Raw genomic sequence first — 19877 nt, 5'->3', positions numbered from 1 at the left:
GACAGCACAGCAACCTGTCAATCGGGATGCCCGGCCAGCGGCAGTACGACGCGGAAGTGTGCGCCCCTGAGCGTCGAAGACGCAGTGTCCGAAGGCAACGCACTGATGTCGGCGAAGTCCGGTCTGACCAGCCGCAGGATCTTCATGACACGGGACAGGCCGGCGCCCCGGCCCGCGCCGCGCGTGGAGTACCCCTCGCGGAACACCATGCGTTCCCGGCCGCGTACATCGGTGGCGAAGCCCGGGCCGCTGTCCCGGACGTCGACGACGGCGTCGTACGCCTGCAGGCTGACGTCCATCCTGATCGTGCCGCCCTTCTGCGAGGACAGCGCCTCGGCCGCGTTGTCCAGGAGTTCGTGGAACACCACCCGCAGGGCGTCGTCGGCGACCGCGACCCGGGTGTCCTCGGGACAGCGCACGTCGACATGCACCTTGGAGAAGGCGGAGCGCAGTTCCGCGGTCAGGGACGTCAGCACCGTGTCCAGCGCGGCCGTGCCGACAGGGACGACGGGATCGGACGAGGCCGTCTCGGCGAGCACGGTACGGGCGCGGTCGAGGAGTTCCCCGGGTTCCGTGCCCTCCGCCTCGGCCAGCTCCCGGAAGACCGCGTAGGACGGCGTCAGCAGGTGGCGGTGGGCGGCCCATCCCGTGAGCAGTGCGAACTCCGGGGCGACGGCGGATTCGGCGGCAGGGGCGGCGTCCGTCGCGGGAAGCCGTTCGACGGCCGCGGCCAGTTCCGCGTCGGCCCGCTGCCGCAGCCGTCGTTCCAGACCGGAGTTCCGCAGCGTCAGCTCCCCCTCAGCGGTCTGTCCGAGGGTTCCGTTGGCCAGCAGGACCTTGGTGCCGGCGGCGATCGCGGCGTCGACGTCGCGGCCGCCCGCGACCGCCTCCGCGATGACGCGCATGTCCTCCTCCGTCAGCCTGCCGTCCGGCCCCGCGACGACCAGCGCGGCCCAGAACGCCGCCTCGGACTGCGGATCCGTACAGCGGCCGAGCAGTTCACCCTCCAGGGCCCCGACGAGCTGGGGGTGGTCCTCCCAGGGTTCGACCCGGTGGGACCGGGAGACCGGGCCGGGCCATCCGGAGTCCGGTTTCACCGCCGCACGCAGCATGACGAGCAGCAGTCCGGGGTCCATCCCCGTGCAGCCGGCCATGGCGTCGGCCGCGACCGCGTCGCCGGCCCCCGTCAGGTCCAGGATCCAGCGAAGCGTCTGCCAGGCGGTGTCCCGGTCGGTGGCCAGCACTCGCCGGAAGTCCTGGACCGTCGGGCCCGTCAGCGCATGGAGGGGCCATTGCCGGGCGATGAGTCGCAGCAGCAGTACGGCACGCCGCTCCCGCACGGTGGCCAGCCGCAGCAGATCCCGCAGCGTGACCACCGCCACATGGGTGCGGCCCAGATAGCCGGAGGGTTCGAGGTCCGGGCCCAACGCGACGCAGGGCCTGCGGTCGGCGGAGTGGCCGGGGTCCGCGAGATCCGCGGGGATCTCCCGTACGTCGGGGCGCGCGATGAAGAAGTCGATCCGCCCGGAGGTGTGGAAGCGGCGCAGCGGCTCCTCCGCGAAGAGCCCGTCCAGCGAGGTGACGAAACCGTCGCCGTCCGGACGGCGGTCGGCCTGGGGCTCCGTGGCGCCGGCACCGAGGGCCCTGGCCAGCGCGGCGGCGAGACGCGCCGCGGAGCTTTCGTGGTTGTGTTCGAGTCCGGCGTAGGCGTCGAGCAGTTCCCGGCCGTGCCGATCGGCCGGTTTCCAGCGGGCGAACCCCGCCTCCCGTTGCGCAGTCTCGTCGCGGATCAGGTCCAGGACCCGTTGCGGGGTGAGTTTGCGCCAGTCCCCCGGCCACAACGGGGGCACGGCCTCGGGGAACAGAGCGGTGGGGGGCTCGTGGGCGAGACGGGAGCGCACGATCCGCAACTGGCCCGCCTGAAGCAGGGCTTCGAGGTCGGCGGCCGTCCCGTGGGGTTCCTGCGCGTCGATCTCCCCGTCGGCCGATCTGGCGGCGATTCGGGTACGCAGTATCCCGGCCTCGTCGTCGATGATCCGGTCGATGCGCTCGGTCCGGTCCTTCAGCAGCAGAGCGGCTTCCGGTTGCCGTCGGCGGGCGGCGGCGGCGAACTCGTCCACCTCGTCGGGCCCCATCTCCAGACCCGCCGCCTCCGCCCGGCGCATCAGCTCCCCGCCCTCGAGCCGGGCGGCGTCGTCGGCCCGGTCACGGGCGGCCACCAGTGTGGCCCACCGCTCCCCGGACGGGTCGTCCAGCTCCGCGCACTCCAGGAGCATCGCCTCGGCTGCGGTGAACTCGCCTTCGTGCAGCAGGCGTTCGTACACCTCGACGGGCTCGCGGCCGCCGAACCCGTCCAGGATGTCGTTACCCAGCGCCTCGCGGCCCGGGTCGGCGGTTTCGTCTGCCAGCGCGAGCAGCACGGCCCGGTGGCGGAAGCGGCCCGGCCAGGTGGCCAGCAGGTCACGCAGCGGGGTGGTCATGAGGCTCCTTCCGGGACCTGCTCAGCGGCCGCAGCTGCTTGAGCAGGGCCAGGGCCGGCATACGGTACGGGTCGCCGAGGGCGTCCGCCTCGCTGAAGAGCTGGTTCCACTGCTTCGCGACGAAGGCGGCGAGGGGAAGGTGATCCGCTGAAACGGGCCCCTTGGCACTGTCCCGGTCCTCGAATTCGGCCGTGTCCCGGATCAGCCGGCGGGCGTGGTCCACCATGGTCGCGAGCCGCTCGGCGTAGTTGAGGTGCCGACTCCACTGGATCTGTTGCCGTTTGCGCGGGCCCGGGAGCCTCGGCATTTCGGCGACGATCTTGTCGATGTACTCCCTGATGTCGCGGTCCGGCAGCAGGGCGGCCAGCTCCTCGCGTCCGCTCTCCGTGTCCCCGCCCGCGAGCCCCACGGTGATGATCTTGTGCAGGAAACCGCCCGACTCGCACAGTGACTCGTGGACGTACCGTCCCGAGGCGAAGCCGAAGCTCTGACGGGAGGACATGAAGTTCTGGGCGCGCTCCGCGAGTTCCTGCCACTGCGTGGCGATCCGGTCGGCCTGCGAGGACTGCTCCACCTCACCCGCGAGCAGGTGCAGGGGGAGCGCCGTCAGAGCGGTCTGGTGGTAGGCCACGGTGAGTTCGGCGAGCTCCGACCAGGTCGGCGGGATTCCGTCCAGGCCGCGCGCGTCGGCACTCGTCAGTTCGGTGTACGCGAGGACGCCGGTCTCGCCGCCGCGCAGCAGCAGCTCGGCGATCGTGCCGACCAGGGCGACGGTGCGTTCCTGCGGTGCACCGGTGAGCAGTTCGGCGACCGCGTAGAAGAGCAGCTCGCCGGTGGGTCCGTGTTCCACGGGTACCGCGGCGGCGGTCAGCGCCGGGGACAGGACGGCCGCTGGTCCGATCCGGGGTGCGAGCAGGCTCGCCTCAAGGAAGGCGTTCCGGCGCCAGGCGTCCTCGAGCAGCCAGTTCGCCCAGGTGTCCCAGTCGGGGCCAGGGGCGGGGTGCTCGTGCAGAGTTCTGGCGATCTCGGCGCGCAGGGTTCCACGTGGGCACGACGGATCTTCGGCACGTGCTTCGAGGATCTTCCAGGGGAGGCGCGTCGCGGTGCTGGTGTCCGTGGATGCGGCCCGTTCCTCGGGACGAGGGGCTTCGACCGGTTGGGTGGGAGGGGGGAGGGCGTCCCAGCCGGCGATGCCGAGGGTGCGGGTGAAGGCGACGGCGAAGTCGGCACCGAGGACGTGCAGGCCGACGTGTCCGCTGTGCGGGGTCCCCGCCGAGCGGGCCGTCGGCCGGCCGAGCGGGGAGTAGCTGCCGGTCAGAACCTCGTGGTCGCTGACGATCGCACGAACCTGCGCGCGCCCTTCGCGGTAGGTCCGTCGCCGACGGAGGTCCGCGAGGAGGTCGTCGTACTTCCCGGGCTCGGACACCGGAGCCGGCAGTGCGGGATGGTGGAGGTGGAGCACCGCGCCGGCGTCGAGCCGCAGGCGCAGACGGCGGGCGAAAAAGTCTCCGCAGACGATGCGGTCGGCGCGGTCGTCGGTGATGGCGAGCCGGTTCATCGTTCCGCCGAGGGCCTGGTGGACCGCGTCCCGGTAGTCGGCGTCGTCGGTCATCCGGACGACAGGGTCGCCGTCCTGGAGGGCGGCGACCGCACCGACGAGCCGGGCGTGGATGTCCTCCCACTGGGCGGCCCACATGACGCGCGCGGCGACCTGGTCATCCTGCCAGCCGTCGGCCAGCGTGGGGAGCCGGCCCGGCGGTACGAGGCCAGGGGCGGGGGCGGAAGTGGTCTCCCGCGTCCGGCCGAAGTCCTCGTGCCGGAAGGCGATGCGCCGGCTGTCCGAGCGGTACGGGTAGACCCGGCGGGCCCACAGCAACAGGTCGACGACGCAGCGGGCCGGCCCCGACGCGTCCGGGGCGGCCTGGACGAGGACGCTGCCGCCCGGGTCGAAATCGAGGACGCTGCGGGTGCCGACGAAGGCCCGCTCATCGTCCTGGATCAAGACGCAGGCACGGGTACGGGAGCTGCGGTTGGCGAGCAAGACCTGTTCCGGGTGCCGCGCCTGCAGGTCGTAGAGGGCGGTGGAAACCTTGGCGGGCAGGGTGGCCGTCGGGTCGGTGCCCCAGAGGAAGACCAGGGTGACACCGCGTGCCAGCGCGGCTTCCAGCGCGGGAAACACGTCGTTCAGCGCCGAGTAGTCGATGGTGGGGACGGACAGGACCAGTTGCTGCCGGGCCCTGCGAATGAGCTCGCCCCGCCACCAGATCACGTCCTCCCCCGCCGCGACGGGGGTGGCCGCGGCCCGGAAGTCGGCGAGCTGGTCGACGCGTTCGGCGAGCCGTCCGGCGGCCTGCGTCAGCTCGTCGTTGTACGCCTCCATCGTGGTCGGGTCCGCGGTGCGGGTCTGCGCCACCAGGGCGGTGAGCCGGTCGGCGAGATGCCCGAGGTCGGTGCGTTCGGGGTCCGCGGGCTCCGCCTTGTTCCGCAGGGAGGTGACGAAGGGGTCGTTCGGACTCTGCTCGGCGAGTGCCGCGATCTGACTGCGGAACCGATCCCTGGCCTGGCGGTTCCAGCCGGAGGTGTCCGAGAGGCTCACGGCGAGCCGCCCGGTCTCGGGGTCGCTCTGGACGGTGCCGCTCACGGAGAGCCAGCGGACCCCGCCGTCGGTGCTGATCAGCGGATTGCCGAAGGAGACGTCGAGGATGTTGCTGCGCAGTCCCCTGGTGCGCTGCTCGTGCCGGATGGTGGCGCGCACGGCGCGCAGCAGTTCACCGCGCGGCAGGTCGTCCGCACCGACACCCTGGCTGATCGGGACCTCCACGCTGTCCGCGGGTGCCTTGAGCTGGGACCGTTCGAAGACGAACACGCTCCCGGTCATCGGCTCGAAGACGAACTGGCGCTGCTCCGTCTGCGTCGAGGCGTCTTCCAGGCCGTCACCCGCCGCGATGAGGTCCTTGGCGGTCTCGGTGAGTTCGAGGAAGCCGTCGGAGAAGTCGATGGACACGTAGCCCTTGGTCCACAGGCCGTGGATCACGTCCAGCATGACACGGTGGGGCAGCGAGAACAGGTGGGCCAGCTCTTGGACGGTGCGCCGGCCGGCGACGACGCCGCGTGCGACGAGTCCTTCCAGAGTGGTCGTCCCGGCTTCGGGACCGAGCACCAGGTTGAGGGTCACGACCTGGCAGGGCACCGCGAGGTCAATGGTCTGGGCCATCAGTCGCCTCCTCCTGTGTCCCGAGGTACGCGGGTGCGGGCTCGATCGCGTCATGGCTCCGGAACACGTCGATGACGGTCCGCCAGTTCTCCCCTCCGTACTTCTCGAAGTGCCGCAGGTCCCCGACCACGACGAGGAGTTGTCTGGCTCGCGAGAGCAGGACGTTGATCAGCTCCGCCTGGGCGACGTGACCCACGTTCTGCCGCCAGTGGGGGCCCTGTTCGACGGAGCGCACCAGGGAGACGACGACGAGGTCGGCCTCCTGCCCCTGGAAGGAGTGCACCGTGTGCACCTTGTCCTCGATCCCTCGTTCGGCGAGGCGCTTGCGCAGCAGCTTCTGCTGCTGGGTGTAGGGGGTGAGCAGGGCGAGGTCACCGGGGTCGGGCCGCTGTTCGCGCAGGGTGACGACCAGGTCTCGGACCAGTGCGGCCTCTCCCCCGTTGCTCCAGTGCGGCTGGTCCCGGCAGTCGTCCCGCTGGGAGGTGTCGAGCCAGACGAGCGGCGCGTGCCGGAGGAACGACGGCCGACTGAGGCCGTGGAGCATGGTGGCCTCGGTCGACGGGGATTCGAGGAAGCTGACGGGCAGACCCGTCTCGTCCCGTACGATGCCGCCGTCCTCTTTCCTCTGCTGGTAGAAGGTCCGCCCGACCGCTTCGGCGATCGCCGGGTGCATGCGGAACTGGCTCACGAGCCGATTGAGGGGCCGGGGTTCGGCCGTGCGCGAGGACCGGGCATCGCCGGCGCCGCCCTTCCGTGCCCCTGCGTCGGTGCCGTCCTCGTCCTCCTCGTCGGCGCTGTTCCCCGTCAGGTCCTTGAACAGCGAGCCGAACAGCTCCAGATGCCGGAGGTAGCGGTCCGTGGCCTTCACATGGCGCACGATCTCGTCGCTCCTGTTCGACGTCAGTCGCTCCAGGAAGCCGGCGAGATCCCTCGCGCGGTGCGGGCCGAGCTGCCGGTGGTCGCCGATCAGGGTCCAGCGAACGCCGAGGGCGAGCGGCATGATGATCTCGGTGGGCCACGCCTTGGCCGCCTCCTCGATGATCACCCAGTCGAAGACGTCGGTCGCGTCACGGATGTCGTCGTTCAGGGTGCCCGCGATCGAGCAGGTCGCGAGAACGATGTTGGCGCCGGCCTTGATCCGGTCCGAGACCTCCACGTCGTTGCCTTCCACGACCCGTGCCCACTCGTCCCTCAGGTGCTGCTCCGCCGGACTGAGGACGGTGCCGCCCTCCTCGGGGTCGGTGGTGTCGTGCGCCGCCTCGATGATCTTCTCTCGCAGCCGCTGCGTGAGGGTGGTCAGGGTGTGATCCTGCAGGACGGGCGGGAGTCCGCTGTCGCTGCGGCTGTCCGGGAGTTCCCGGAGCAGCAGCACCTTCCCTTCCTCGATCTCCTTCTTCAGCCGCTTGGCCAGCCGGACACCGAGGCTGTCGAGGGCGTGGTTGGACTGGGCACTCACCAGCACCCGTCCTCCCGGCTCGGCCTCCAGGTACTCCTGCACCGCGTGGGTGGTGACCGTGGTCTTGCCGGTGCCGGGTGGTCCCTGCAGGGCGTAGAAGGGGTGGTAGTCCAGCATCTCACCGATGATCTGTGGGGCGTTGCCCTTGAGGTGCTTTATCCGTTCCTCGCCCTCGTGGCTCCACTGGCCGCGGCTGAGCCGGATCGAGGACGGACTGTGCAACGCGCGCATCAGCCCGTGCCGCTGCCGCAGCGCCTCGATCCCCCGTGCCATGCGGCGCAACTGGATGTCGGTGCCGCGGTCGCCCGACGGGCGGATCCACCCTCGCTCGGGGAGCAACTGACCGCTCGGCGCCGTGACCGTGACGGAGTCCTCGTCCGCCTTGCGCTCGATCCTGACCTCGACGGAGTCGCGGCCGAAATGGGGTTTGCCGCCGTCGTCGCGTACGACGGTGAGCGTGCCCCCGCCCTCTTCGTGGAGCAGCGCGGCGGCGAAGTCCCCGAGGGACGGCCGACGCACGCGATCCCCGGCGTACGCGGTGAGAAGCGGCGACTCGTTGATGCGTTTGCGGTCGCGCTTGAGATCGTGCTCCAGCACGTAGGTCCTACCGGTGCGGCCGTCCTCCGGCAGCCGGTAGGCGTACTGGCGGGCGCGGTAGATGACTCCCTGATACTCCATCATGAACCGCATGGACTGGAGAAGTTCCTTGTTCTCCGGGTCCGTGGGCGCGCTCGCGGCCTTGACCGCTTCGGTGATCGGCACCCAGAGGGGCCGGTCGGCGTGCACGTCGTCGCCCAGGTCCTGTCCGATCTTGTACGGCACGAGGTCGAGACGCCCGACACGGCGGCGCGGCCGGGCGGCGAGGACCTCCGGGGCGAACCTCCGGTCCACGAGGTACTTGATGACCAGGGTGTCCTCGTGGGTCTTCTTGATCTCTCCGGTGAGCTTCTCGTCGTAGAGGAAGGCGCAGAACCAGACGGCCCGTTCTCCGATCAGCACCCACTCGGCCTGGGCGAGCCGCTCCTCCCGGCCGGTGTATACGTATCCCTTGGCGCCGCCGGGCACCCAGACCAGCTCGGCCTGCCGCAACTCCCTTTCCAGGAAGGCTTGGAGTTCCTCTCGGCCGGCCGCCTCGATGGGGCTGCGCGAGATCCAGCGGCGCTGGCGGTAGATGGTGTCGACGGACTGCTCGGGCATGAAGGCGACGAGGTAGGGCCGTTCGGTCTCCTTGTGCCGGGACCACACCGAGCTGATGGGCTCCCAGTTCTCCTCCAGCGCCCGGGCCGCCTCGAACGAGGAGCACCGGCCGCGGGGGTCGGGTTCGAGCATCTCGAGCAGCACCTGTCGCAGTTCGCGAGGCACCCGGGCGGCGGTGTGCACGTTCAGGTACTGGCGCATGCGAGCGTGCAGTTCCCGCAACGCATCCGGCAGCTCCGGCGGGGCGGCCGCGGCCACCGCGGCGTACGCCTCCGGAAGGGTCGTGGCCAGGGGGCCGCAGAACAGCTCCCAGCCGAACACACCGAGCCCGAAGACATCGGTACTGGCCCAGTCCCGACGCGGCGGCGCGTTGTCGGAGAACAGCGACGGCCATGTCTCGGGCGCGAGGTAGGCGAGGTGGTGGGCGGGCTCGATGCCGTCGTGCGCCTCCAGGTACAGGTCGGTGACAAGGCTGCGGTAGTCGCTGTCCCGGGCCGGCGCGTACATCGACTGGACGAGGTTGCCGAGCAGGGCGCTCATCTCGAAGCGGCCCAGTGCGAAGGAGTAGCGGTCCTCCTGTTCGGTGCGGCGGCGGATCGTGATCGCGGCGAGAGTCACATTGCGGTGCATGATGCGAGCGCCGTGCAGCTGGCTGAGGGCGTCGACGAGCAGGGTGTACTCGTCGAACACCACGTCCCGGTTCCCGGCCACCCAGCCGGGGAAGTCGCCCTCGTGCCACTCCTCGCTGACCCGGCTGCCCTCCTGGCGGGTGAGGGTGAAGGCCGCGCCGAGGCCTTCGTCGTACCTCCCGTCGACGAATTCGGGCAGCGCGGGGTGTCCGAGCGCCTGAAGGCGCAGCAGGCTGCGCACCTCGTGCTCCCACAGCTCACCGACGATGCTCGTGACCTTCCGGAACACGCACACCTCGAAGCGTTCCGGGTCGTCGGGCCGGCTGAGGGTGGCCCGGATCATGCGGCCGCCCGCGACGACGACCGCGGCGCCGTGACGGACGTAGGGACCGAAGGGGGCGCCGTCACCGGTGAAGAGCGAGTCGAGGACTTCCTCGGGGGTCTCGTCGTCGAGTTCCGTCATCGTGACTCCGTCTCCCCTTGTCCGGCCGGGCGTCGGCAGAGGGCCTCCACCACGATCACCCCGTCATCCAGCGCCAGCGCGGTGCGCCGGCGGTCGAGCACGGCCCAGTCCCGCAACCGGGCACCCAGCTTGTCCGGCAGTGCGGGCGGCGTCCCGGTCAGCGGCGCCGGCCTGTCGCTCCCGGCGGGCCGGTCGGCGCCGTCGGCCGCGGAGCACACCTGCCGGGTGCCGTCACGCAGGCCGAGCAGGAGGAGCTCTTCGCCGTCGGGCCCCAGCGCGCGGTCGACGCTCGTCACTCCGGCGAGCGCCCGTCCCGCCGGGTCGCCGGGAGCCGCCCGGCCGCCGGGATCCGGCGTTACGTCCACGTCGTCCGCATCGCCCGGACCCGCCGCTCCCGCCGGGGTGCCGGACTCGTGCGGGCTCCAGAGCCGTACGGCGCTGTCGCGTCTCGCGGCAGTGGCGGGCAGCGGCACCCGGGTGGGCCCGGTGAAGGGCAGTATCCGGACCGTCGGCGCCGGCGCCCCGTCGCGGAGCACCCCGGTGCGGGTGCGGGTGCGGGGGTTCCACAGGTACAGCGAGCCGTCCCGGGCCGCCGTCACCAGCCGCGTGCCGCCCCTCGGCACGGTGATCGCACCGATCGCGGTCAGGGCGCTCTCGCCGGTGTGCAGTGGTTCGCCGTCCTGTGCGAGACCGTCGTCGGTGAGGGTCCAGAAGGTCACTTCCGCCGCGGCCTTCGCGTCGCCCGCCGCGTCCTCGGTGTGCGCGGAGGCGAACCGTACGACGCCGGGCGCACCGGGCAGCACGGCGAGGGCGGTCGGAGGCGTGGCGGGGCGGTCGGAGACGAGGCTCTGCGGCGCTTCTCCCGAGGCGTCCCAGACCTTGACGTAGCCGCCCTCGTCGACGGTGACCAGCCGTCGCTGTGCCACGGAGACGACGCTGTGCACGCGTCCGCCCGGCTGGGCGCCGGAGCGGGGCCTGTCAGCCGGCCGGGTGAGGTCCCACAGGGCGACGTAGCCCTTCGTGCCGACCAGCGCGAGACGTGGCCGTGGCCCGGGCACGGCGGCCATGCCGGTGAGGATGGTGGGCACATCGGTCTCCGCGTGGACGGCGGGGGTGTCACCCAGATCCCAGATCCGCACCCGCCGGTCGTTGTGGGCCACTGCGAGCCGGGGGCCGTGGCCGCCGCCGGACGGGAGAGCGGCCATGGCCAGGAGGCTGCTCCGCAGCGGTCCGGGCAGGGCCGCCACCGGCGCGTGCCCGGCCCACGGCTCCCACAGCAGGACGGTGCCGTCCTCCGCGCCGCTCGCGAGCACGGTGGTCTCCGCTTCCCAGGTCACCAGCTCCTTCACGGGCCGGACATGGCCGTCGAGGGGCAGGTGCGGGAAGTGCCGCGCCATCCGGCTCCAGCACACCCGCCATGCGGCGTCCGGTCCGGCCTCGGTGTGCTCGCCGGTGGTGCGGGCGGCGCCGAGCTGGCGGAGGCCCGGTCGGTCACCGGGCCGGGCCGCGCGGATGAGGTGGGCCGAGGCCACGGTGCCGAGCACACCGCCGGGCAGTCGTCCGGCGTTCGGGGCCTCGGAGGTCAGCGACAACCCGGCGGAGAGTACGTCCCCGGCCAGGGCAGGCACGTCGATCCGGTCCAGGACTCGGGGGCGCCCGGCCAGCTCCCGCCAGCCGTCGGGGCCGGCCTCGGCCGCGTACGCCGACAGGTGCCGGGCGAGGTGGCCGGGCAGCGGGACGTCCGGGGCGGCCGCGACCCGGTGTTCTGCCAGGGCCACGAGCGCGCGCAGGACGGCCGCCCGCTCGTGCGGGCCCGACCGCTCCAGGAACTTGTCCGCGAAGGTGCGGTGCGCGAGCCGGTGGACGGTGTGGCCGTCCTCGCCGTCCAGGAGCACGTACGCGGCGGCGCGGTGCAGCAGGCGGGCGATGTCGGCGTCGGTGGGAGCGACCCCGCCGGGATCGAGGGCTCCGGCGACAGTGGCCCACACCTGGCCGGCGCGCGGCAGGCCGCGGCCCTGGGCGTGGGCGAGCGCGGCCAGCAGTGGCGTGGCCTGCGGGAAACCTTCGGCGATCCTTCCCACGGCGGAATTGAACAGGCCCCGTTGGTCGTGGGCGAGCAGTCGGTTGAGGTCGGCCAGTCGCTCCGGTCGGAGCAGCTCCGGGCTCTGCTGGATCTCCTGGACGACGAGTGAGGCCTGGAGGAACTCCCAGTCTCCGTTCTCGACCCGCTCCCGCACGATGTCGGCGACCCCGTCGACGGCCTCGCTACCGCGCTCTGCGGCCAACGGTCCTCCGGGCGTGCCGCGCAGACTGCGGGTCACGTAGCGGTGCACGGCCTCGGCGTCGCGCTCCAGGGTGTGCACCTGGGCATGGCCGGTGTCGCGCCCGAGCGCGTCGAGCAGTTCCTCCGAGGTCGCGCGGGTGCCGCGTCCGGGAGGTGGGACCGGGTCCGCGCCGGGCGTCCGCCCCTCCGGGGCGCGGCTCATGTCGCCGGGTCGCCTGTGCCCGACGACGGGGGCGGGTGCGGTGGGGCGGGTGCCGACGACCAGGCGTACGCCGGTCAGCGGAGCCAGTTCTCTCAACAGGCCCGCGACGAGCAGGGGTTCGCGGGCCTCGTCGAGTGCATCGGCCATGATCACGGTACTGGCCCGGCCCTCCACTGCCTTGCGCAGGGCGGTGATCCGTTCCTGCAGGGCGAGCCCCGGCTCCGTGGGGGCGATGCCGAGCAGCGTCGTCAGCCTGCCGACCACGTCGTCCAGGGTGGAGCCGGCGAGATGGACAACGGCGTCGACGGCGGGAAGCACAAGGTCCGGATCGAGCCGGTCCGCGAACCCCGCCGCGTGGAGCTCCTGGCCGACGGCGGGGTACGCGTGCAGCATCAGATTGCCGAGCAGCGCCGACTTGCCCGCTCCGGAGGCGCCAGTGACGATCAGCATCCCCGGCGTGTGTGGGTCGGCGGCCCAGCGGGCGACACTGCGGCGGTCGGCCGCCCGGCCCGTGAACCCCCAGGTTAGTTCGGTGAATCCGCTGCAGACGCCGCTGCGCAGGAAGTGCGCCAGCGCATTGTCCGTCTGAGTGTCGAGGAGCCGGTGGAGCCGGTCGTAGTCCTCCACGGTGGCGGTCACCGGCAGCGGGTGTGCTGTCCTCGGCCGCAAAGGGAGTTGTCTGCTGCACCCGATGGCACGGGCGTACACCCCGTCGTGCGCGTTGAGGCGGTGAGCGAGTTCTCCGGGCTCGATGTCCTTGTCGTGGTCCGTGAAACCGTCGAGGACCTCGGCCATCTTCTCGCGGAAGGTGCCGAGGTGTCCCGGGCCGAGATGCTGGCCGGATCCGACCAGCAGCAGGGCCAGTTCCTTCTCCGCGGTGGCACCGACCGCGGAGAGTTCCTCGGCAACCCGGTCGACGAAGCCCCAGGATCCGCATGCCTCGACGACCACGAAGGCCCAGTGCGGTGCCACGCGCCGGCTCGCCTCGTCGTGGAGGTGCCACGCGAGGGTCTGGGGGACGACACGGGCCGCTCGGGTGTTCTCCCGGTTCCCTGGTACGAGCAGGCGGGCCTGTCTGTTCTTCCCCTTCCCGTGCCCGATCCACAGCAGGACCGAGGTGCGTTCACCTCCCGAGGCCGCCCAGTGGGCGAGCCGCTCCTCGACCGTGTTCAGGTCCCACGTCACGGCCTGTGGGGCGCCTGGCTCAGGGACCGCCCCCAGGCGGCTGAGGAGCGCCAGGATCGCGGCGGCTTCCTTGGTGGCGTCGACGTGCGTCTGGTCGTGCACGTCGTCGAAGGCCAGCACGTGGACGGGTAACGCGTCCACGTACTCGGCTCCGTAGAGCTCCGTCTCCCCTGCGTTCATGTGCTCAGTGGTCGTCGGCGACCGCCATGACAAGGTGCGACACGGGTTCGAGTCCGCCGGTGACCTCGATGCGGTAGAGCCCGGGGCGGGGTAGAGCGCACTGTCCCGTCATGGTCTCCGGGTCGCCGCGGTCGGGCTTCAGGGTGGTGGGGGCCGAGACGTCCGCGCCAGTGACCTCCTCCACGGTGCAGTGCACCTCGGACGGATCGTCGGCGCCGGTGAGGCGGATGGTGAACGGCTCTCCCGGCCGGGCGGCTTCGGGGGCGTCGAGGCCGAACTCCCCGCCGCCGAGAACGGCACCGCGCTCGCCCGGATCGCGCAAACCGCTCAGTGCGGAGACCGCCATCGTCCGGACCTGCTTGGAGGACATCAGGGACCCGTGCTTGCGGGCGACGGGAATCTCCGTCGCGTCTCCGGTCGCGGCCGCCTCGCGGAAGACCGTGCCGTCACCCATGCCGTCCTCGGTGACCGCCCGGCCCCGGCCGTCGCGGCGGAGCGCACCGTCCGGTCGTCGACCGGGCAGAAGGCGGGCGGTGACGGCCCGTCCGTTCTCGATCCGCAGGCTCAGGGGGGTGGGCTGCGCGACCCCCACGACCATGCTGTGCCCGCGCAGCGCGGTGTCGGCGGTAGCGGCCTGCCATGCCTGGGTGTCCCGGACGAGGTCGGCGTCGCCGCCGAGTGCCGTGATGTCGGAGACCGTCAGACGCCGGGTGTCGTCCCCGTCCCAGACACAGCGGTAGGAGGGGAGGAGGTCGTACAGGCCGGGCATCGTACGGCCGGCTTCCCGCAGCGCCTTCTTCGGCAGCCAGGGAGCACCCGCCTGGCCGCTGGCGAGCACGACGGCGGACTTGACGGAGCCGTGGAAGGGGGTGCCTGCCGTCAGCACGGCCCGTACGTCGTCGGCGGCGCCGGGGATCCTGAACAGTTCGCGGACCAGCAGTCCGCCCATGGAGTGGGCGACGAACAGGAGTTGGGCCGGCCGGTCCTCACCCGTGTTCCTCATGTGCTCGCCGTGGGCCCGATGGGAGCGCCAGCGCTCCAGGTGGCGATGGGCGGCGACCGCGAGGAGGTTGGCGTTGTGCCGTACGGACAGGCGCCAGTCGTAGGGGAACGGGACGACGGCGTGCGGATGGACGGCGTACTTGCGGAGGTCGCCGACCATCTGGCTGTAGGGTTCGAGGCCACCGAGATCGGGCAGCCACTCGTGGACCGAGAGCAGCCCTCCTGGCTTGATCCGCCCGGTCCGCCCGGCGCGTTCGTCCTCGGTCACCGCCAGCGAGCGGAGCCGGTCGGCGTGCATCCGCGCGGTGTACTTGAACAGATGGGGCGCGCCCCAAAGGACCTTTCGGCTCGCCGAGTCGATCAACTCGCTGCCCATGATCCCGGGTACGACCACCACTGCGTCGTGCAGACGTCGTCTCGGGGCCATACGCGTCATTCGATCCACAAAGCCGGTCACCCGTTCATTATGTCGACGGCTCGGCGGATGCGAACTGTGCTTCCCCGAAAAGGGGCTCCGTCCTCAGAGCCGGACGGCGAGACCGGGTGCACCGGGCGCGTACCAGCGACGCGACTCACCGGTTCGTCGTCGGTTCGGGGCGAATCGTCGTGGTCCGAGGATCCCGCCGTTGTCGCTGACGGATGCCCGACCCGCTGTGGGCGACCAGGCGTGACGAGGGTTCAGCACGAGCGTCATCCGAGCGTCGAAGATGCGAGAACGGCGCCGAGGCCAGGCAGACTCCCTCAAGGGGTCCCCCGTCAACGGTCAGCTGGAGAGTTTCACCACGCGGGAGACCCCGATGACCCTGCCCTTCGCATCCAGTGCCCTGACCGTGAAGTACGGTCCCGGGTTGGGCGTGGTGACGGCGGTCTCGAATCCGGACCGTGGGGCGTGTCTGGCGACGACCGACAGGGAGTCGGGATCGGATCCGGCGAGTACCTGCCATGCTCTGGTCTGCGTCGAGCCGTTCCAGGAGGCGTAGACGACGCTGTGCCCGCCGTCGGACCGTGCCGCCGCACTCGGTGGGTGGTAGGGCGTGCCGATCCATTTGTTCCGGACGGCTCGGTACGAGATGTTGGAGCCCGGCAGCTTCGCGTCGTAGAGCAGGTTCTGCAAGCCGTTGCCATCGGTGTTCTTTTTGGACCGGCCGCCCGAAGGAGCCGGGCCGACACAGACTCCGCCACAGGCCGTTCCTGCACAAGGCGAGAGCGTGCGCGGTTGTGCTACTGACCGCGCTCCTCATCGGTGGGTTCATCGCTCCCACAGGAGGCCCGGGCGGTCCCGGCGCAGCGGGCAACGGGAAGCCGCCGTACGGCTCTGTGCTTGCGTCCGGGATCCATGTTCCTGGTCCTCAACAACGGTGCTACCAAGTCGAGTTGGGCGCTGAAGTGGTCGAACGCCGGCAACCAGCGGATCACCAACGGCTGGAACGCCAGGATCGCCCAGAGCGGTGCCGCGGTCACGGTGGCCAATGAGACCTACAACGGCGGTCTGACCAACGGCGGTTCGGTCAGCTTCGGCTTCAACGGCTCCTACAGCGGTGCCAACGCCGTCCCGGCCGCCTTCACCCTCGCCGGCGTCACCTGCAATGTGGACGACGGGGGTGGCACGGGTGGCGGCACCGACGGCCGGGTCGACAACCCCTATGCAGGCGCCAAGGTGTACGTGAACCCCGAATGGTCGGCCAAGGCCGCCGCCGAACCGGGCGGCAGCCGCATCGCCAACCAGCCCACCGCCGTCTGGCTCGACCGGATCGCCGCGATCAACGGCGTCGACGGCGGCATGGGCCTGCGCGACCACCTCGACGAGGCGCTGAAGCAGAAGGGCTCCGGCGACCTCGTCGTCCAGCTGGTCATCTACGACCTGCCCGGCCGCGACTGCGCCGCCCTCGCCTCCAACGGCGAACTCGGACCGGACGACATCGACAAGTACAAGGCCCAGTACATCGACCCCATCGCCTCGATCCTCTCCGACCCGAAGTACGCGGGTCTGCCGATCTCCACCGTCATCGAGCCCGACTCGCCGCCCAATCTGGTCACCAACGCCGGCGGCACCCCCACCACGACCGACGCCTGTGTGGCCATGAAGAGCAACGGCAACTACGAGAAGGGCGTCTCCTACGCCCTGGACAGGCTCGCGCCATCCCCAACGTGTACAACTACATCGACGCCGGTCACCACGGCTGGCTCGGCTGGGACAGCAACCTCGGGCCGGCCGTGCAGGAGTTCGCCAAGGTCGCCACGACCAATGGCGCGAGTCTGAACGACGTGGCCGGCTTCATCGTCGACACCGCCAACTACAGCCCTGTCAAGGAGCCGAACTTCAAGGTCACCGACACGGTGAACGGCCAGACCGTACGCCAGTCGAAGTGGGTCGACTGGAACCAATACGTGGACGAGCAGTCGTTCGCGCTCGGACAGCGCGACAAGCTCGTGGCGGCCGGGTTCAACTCCGGCCTCGGCATGCTGATCGACACCTCCCGCGACGGCTGGGGCGGCACCGCCCGGCCCACCGGCCCCGGCTCGCTGACCTCCGTCGACGACTACGTCAACGGCAGCCGCACCGACCGGCGCATCCACGCCGGCAACTGGTGCAACCAGAGCGGCGCGGGCCTCGGCGAGCGGCCCACCGCGGCTCCCGCCGCCGGCATCGACGCCTACGTCTGGGTCAAGCCCCCGGGCGAGTCCGACGGCTCCAGCTCCGCGGTCTCCAAGGACGAGGGCAAGGGCTTCGACCGCATGTGTGACCCCACCTACGGCGGCAACGCCCGCAACGGCAACAACCCCACGGGCGCCCTGCCGAACGCGCCGCTGGCCGGGCACTGGTTCTCCGCCCAGTTCCAGCAGCTCATGCAGAACGCCTACCCGCCCCTGCCGTAGCCCTCCGAGACGGTGAGTGCGCGCCGGGGCCGGTCCCTGAAGGACCGGCCCCGGCGGAGGCGTCGGGACCGACCCGGTGGCCGCCGACGAGCGAACCCGACTGACTGGTGGAAGCCGATCCAAGGCAGTCCGGCGGGAACGGTTCCCGGGGCTGGTGGGCTGGTGGACCGCGGACCTTCTTCCTCGGCCTTCCGAGGCAGGCGCCGCCGCCCGGGCCGGGCGGGGTCCTGGTCACCAGGGCGACGGCAGCCGGACAAGGTGGCGAGCGCGGTTCCCACGCCTTGGGGAGCATGCGGGGGGAGATGACAGAGCAGTAGGGTGAGGGAGGAGCGAGGGAGGAGTAGTGAGAGCGCCGCGCGTACTGCCGACCCTGGACGAGATCGACACCGGCGATCATGTCTGCCACCTGTGGGATCGTACTGATGACGTCATCGACCGCAGCCGGGCTTTCGTCGCGGACGGTGCGTTGCACGGCGACAAGGTCGTGATCGTCGGCCCCGCCCCGCGGGCGGAAAGCGAGTTCGCATCGCATGTACTGGACCCTGCGCGGTTGCAGGGTTCGCTTCTCTCCGCGGTGCGTCGGGAGGCGGCCGCTGCCCACCGGGAGGGGTTCCGCTCCCTTCGCGTGCTGCACCATGTCGTGCCGGGCCCTCGCGCGGACCGGAACGGGGAGTGGCTGCGCAGCGAGCTCGACCTTGAGGAGTTCGCCGCCGACACCGGGGCGATGGTGGTCTGCGCCTACAGCGGCGCTGACTGGGACCTGCCGGCTCTGCAGCAGATCAGTTGTGTGCATCCGCATCATCTGGGCAGCCGTCCGGTCTCCCCCGCGTTCCGGGTGTACCGAACCGAGCAGGAATGCTGGACGGTGAGCGGGACCGTCGACAGCGACGGCGCGGTGGCCTTCGGCACCATCCTGTGCACTCTCGTCGCTCACACGCCGACGGTGCGTCTGCTCTGCCAGACCCTGGAGTTCTTCGATGCCGCCGGGATGAGCGCGCTGGCCGATGCCGCCAGGCACCTTCCGGATCGCAAGGTCATCCTGGAAGGCACCAACGAGACCGTGCGGCTCGCCTGGGAGCTGTCCGGATTCGCGGTCCCCGACGTTCCGGTGGTGATGGCGCCGTGACCTCCTCTTCGTCCGCTCCCCTCGAGGGCACTGGATACCGGCATGAGCTCTATCCGTACTCGGGCAGCGATGAATTCGTCGCGGGCGCTTTGGGTTTCATCCAGGAAGCGCTTGACGGTGACGAGGCCGTCGTGGTGGCGGTGCCGCAGGAAAAGGCGTCTTTGCTGCGTGCGGAGATCCGTGAGAACGACACCGTGCGCTATGTCGACACCAGCCGAGTGGCGCGTCATCCCGGGCGGCTCATCGCTGCCTGGCAAGAATGGATCAAGGAACACGTCTCGGAGGGGCGGCCCGTCCGCGGGATCGGCGAATCCCCCTGGGACCAGGTCCGCAGTGCTGCCGAGGCCGAGGAACTGCGCTACCACGAGTGGCTGCTCAACAGGGCCTTCGCCCAGGGCCCTGCCTGGTGGCTGCTGTGCCCCTACGACGTCGCACGCGACAAGGCCGCCCTGACCCCGATGGCACGCTGCCACCCCCAGATCCGCAGGGACGGCCGGACGGTGCCGTGCGCGGATTACGACGCGCGCGCACCGTATGCGTTCGTTGCCCTCAGCGACCCCTGTGACCCGTACGACGAGTTCCGCTACACCAGCGGCGACCTGCCCGCTCTCCGAGAGAAGATCGCTGCCTGCGCCGAACAGCACGGACTGACCGGTCGGCGCCTGCGCGAACTGCACCTGGCCGCGACAGAGGTGGCCACCAACAGCATCCGCCACGGTGGCGGCCAAGGCGTGCTGCGCACGTGGAGCGAGGAACGACGGCTCATCTGTGAGTTCCGCGACGCCGGCTACCTGGACGACCCACTGGCCGGCCGTACCATGCCGACCGCGAGGCAGGTGGGTGGACGCGGGCTGTGGCTCGTCCACCAGCTTTGCGATCTTGTCGAGATCCGGTCCACACCGGACGAAGGGACCACGATCCGCCTGCACACCGAGCTGCCCGGCTAAGCCCGCTGGTGACAACGGTCTGCTCACCGGCCCAGCGCGTGAAGACACGCGTGATCGATGCCGCCCCAGGGTAGGCGCGGTGGTGTCGCCGGGCGGCGACAGACAGAAAGGCGCCGGTGGGATGGGAGTCGGTTCTCGATGCTGAGGGTGCGTGTACGGCACGCGGACACGACGGTTGTGCGGCTGCCGACCGAGGTGGACTACGGCAACGCTGCCGACATCGGCGCCCAGTGCGAAAGCCTGATCAAGGAGGGCTGCGCCACCCTCATAGTCGACGCCTCCGAAGTGCAGTACCTCGACTCCTCGGGCGTCAGCATGATCATCACGCTGTCCTGCGCGCTCGACAAACATGCCGGCACTCTCCGCCTCGCCGCCCTCAGCGACCACTATCAGCAGGTGTGGCGCCTCCTCGGCCTCGACACGCTGCTCCCCGTCTTCCCCACGGTGCACGCTGCGCTCGACGGGCGCCTCACAGGCGCCCGTGCTGACACCTCGGAGTCACTCGACCACGCCTGAAACCAAGACCCGGACCGACCTGTCTGACACACCGTCGGAACAAGCGTCGAGACCGCACACCTCAGCCCCGGGCGAACCGGCACTCCCCGCCCGCCGCTCCCCCTCACTGCCCCACGAAC

9 protein-coding genes and 1 pseudogene are annotated in these 19877 nt (G+C 71.0%); 4 read left to right on the top strand and 6 right to left on the bottom strand.

The genetic code is table 11. From position 1 onward, the window contains the following. Positions 1-17 precede the first annotated feature (17 nt). The 6 genes from ACIHEJ_RS07650 to ACIHEJ_RS07625 form a co-directional block, all read right to left on the bottom strand. On the bottom strand, positions 18-2480 hold the full coding sequence (locus ACIHEJ_RS07650; protein WP_400132942.1) for an ATP-binding protein: 2463 nt from the start codon (positions 2478-2480) through the stop codon (positions 18-20). Beyond that, positions 2461-5694, bottom strand: coding sequence for a hypothetical protein (locus ACIHEJ_RS07645; RefSeq protein WP_400132940.1), 3234 nt, complete (start codon positions 5692-5694; stop codon positions 2461-2463). The genes ACIHEJ_RS07650 and ACIHEJ_RS07645 overlap by 20 nt, the downstream gene beginning before the upstream one ends. Next, positions 5678-9439: an AAA domain-containing protein gene (locus tag ACIHEJ_RS07640; protein ID WP_400132938.1), complete on the bottom strand. Its 3762-nt coding sequence runs from the start codon at positions 9437-9439 to the stop codon at positions 5678-5680. The genes ACIHEJ_RS07645 and ACIHEJ_RS07640 overlap by 17 nt, the downstream gene beginning before the upstream one ends. Continuing rightward, positions 9436-13290, bottom strand: a complete 3855-nt coding sequence (locus ACIHEJ_RS07635; protein WP_400132937.1) for a hypothetical protein — start codon at positions 13288-13290, stop codon at positions 9436-9438. Before ACIHEJ_RS07635 ends, ACIHEJ_RS07640 begins: the two co-directional genes overlap by 4 nt. A gap of 4 nt (positions 13291-13294) precedes the next feature. After that, positions 13295-14719, bottom strand: a complete 1425-nt coding sequence (locus ACIHEJ_RS07630; protein ID WP_400132935.1) for a hypothetical protein — start codon at positions 14717-14719, stop codon at positions 13295-13297. Between the two features lie 336 nt (positions 14720-15055). Beyond that, on the bottom strand, positions 15056-15406 hold the full coding sequence (locus ACIHEJ_RS07625; protein ID WP_400132933.1) for a hypothetical protein: 351 nt from the start codon (positions 15404-15406) through the stop codon (positions 15056-15058). Between the two features lie 231 nt (positions 15407-15637). Between ACIHEJ_RS07625 and ACIHEJ_RS07620 the strand changes: the two are divergent. The 4 genes and pseudogenes from ACIHEJ_RS07620 to ACIHEJ_RS07605 form a co-directional block, all read left to right on the top strand. After that, positions 15638-17169: pseudogene (locus ACIHEJ_RS07620) on the top strand (glycoside hydrolase family 6 protein); the annotation flags it as partial. Between the two features lie 343 nt (positions 17170-17512). Next, positions 17513-18295, top strand: coding sequence for an MEDS domain-containing protein (locus ACIHEJ_RS07615; protein ID WP_400132932.1), 783 nt, complete (start codon positions 17513-17515; stop codon positions 18293-18295). Next, positions 18292-19242: an anti-sigma factor RsbA family regulatory protein gene (locus ACIHEJ_RS07610; protein WP_400132930.1), complete on the top strand. Its 951-nt coding sequence runs from the start codon at positions 18292-18294 to the stop codon at positions 19240-19242. Before ACIHEJ_RS07615 ends, ACIHEJ_RS07610 begins: the two co-directional genes overlap by 4 nt. 138 nt (positions 19243-19380) lie before the next feature. Continuing rightward, a complete protein-coding gene (locus ACIHEJ_RS07605) occupies positions 19381-19758 on the top strand; it encodes an STAS domain-containing protein (RefSeq protein ID WP_400132928.1) in 378 nt (125 codons plus the stop codon). Positions 19759-19877 lie beyond the last annotated feature (119 nt).

It is taken from the genome of Streptomyces sp. NPDC052301, from assembly GCF_044593395.1.
In the GTDB taxonomy this organism is placed as follows: Bacteria; Actinomycetota; Actinomycetes; order Streptomycetales; family Streptomycetaceae; genus Streptomyces.
The sequence above is the reverse complement of the archived record's forward strand: the minus strand, read 5'-3'. Positions and strand labels throughout refer to the sequence as shown.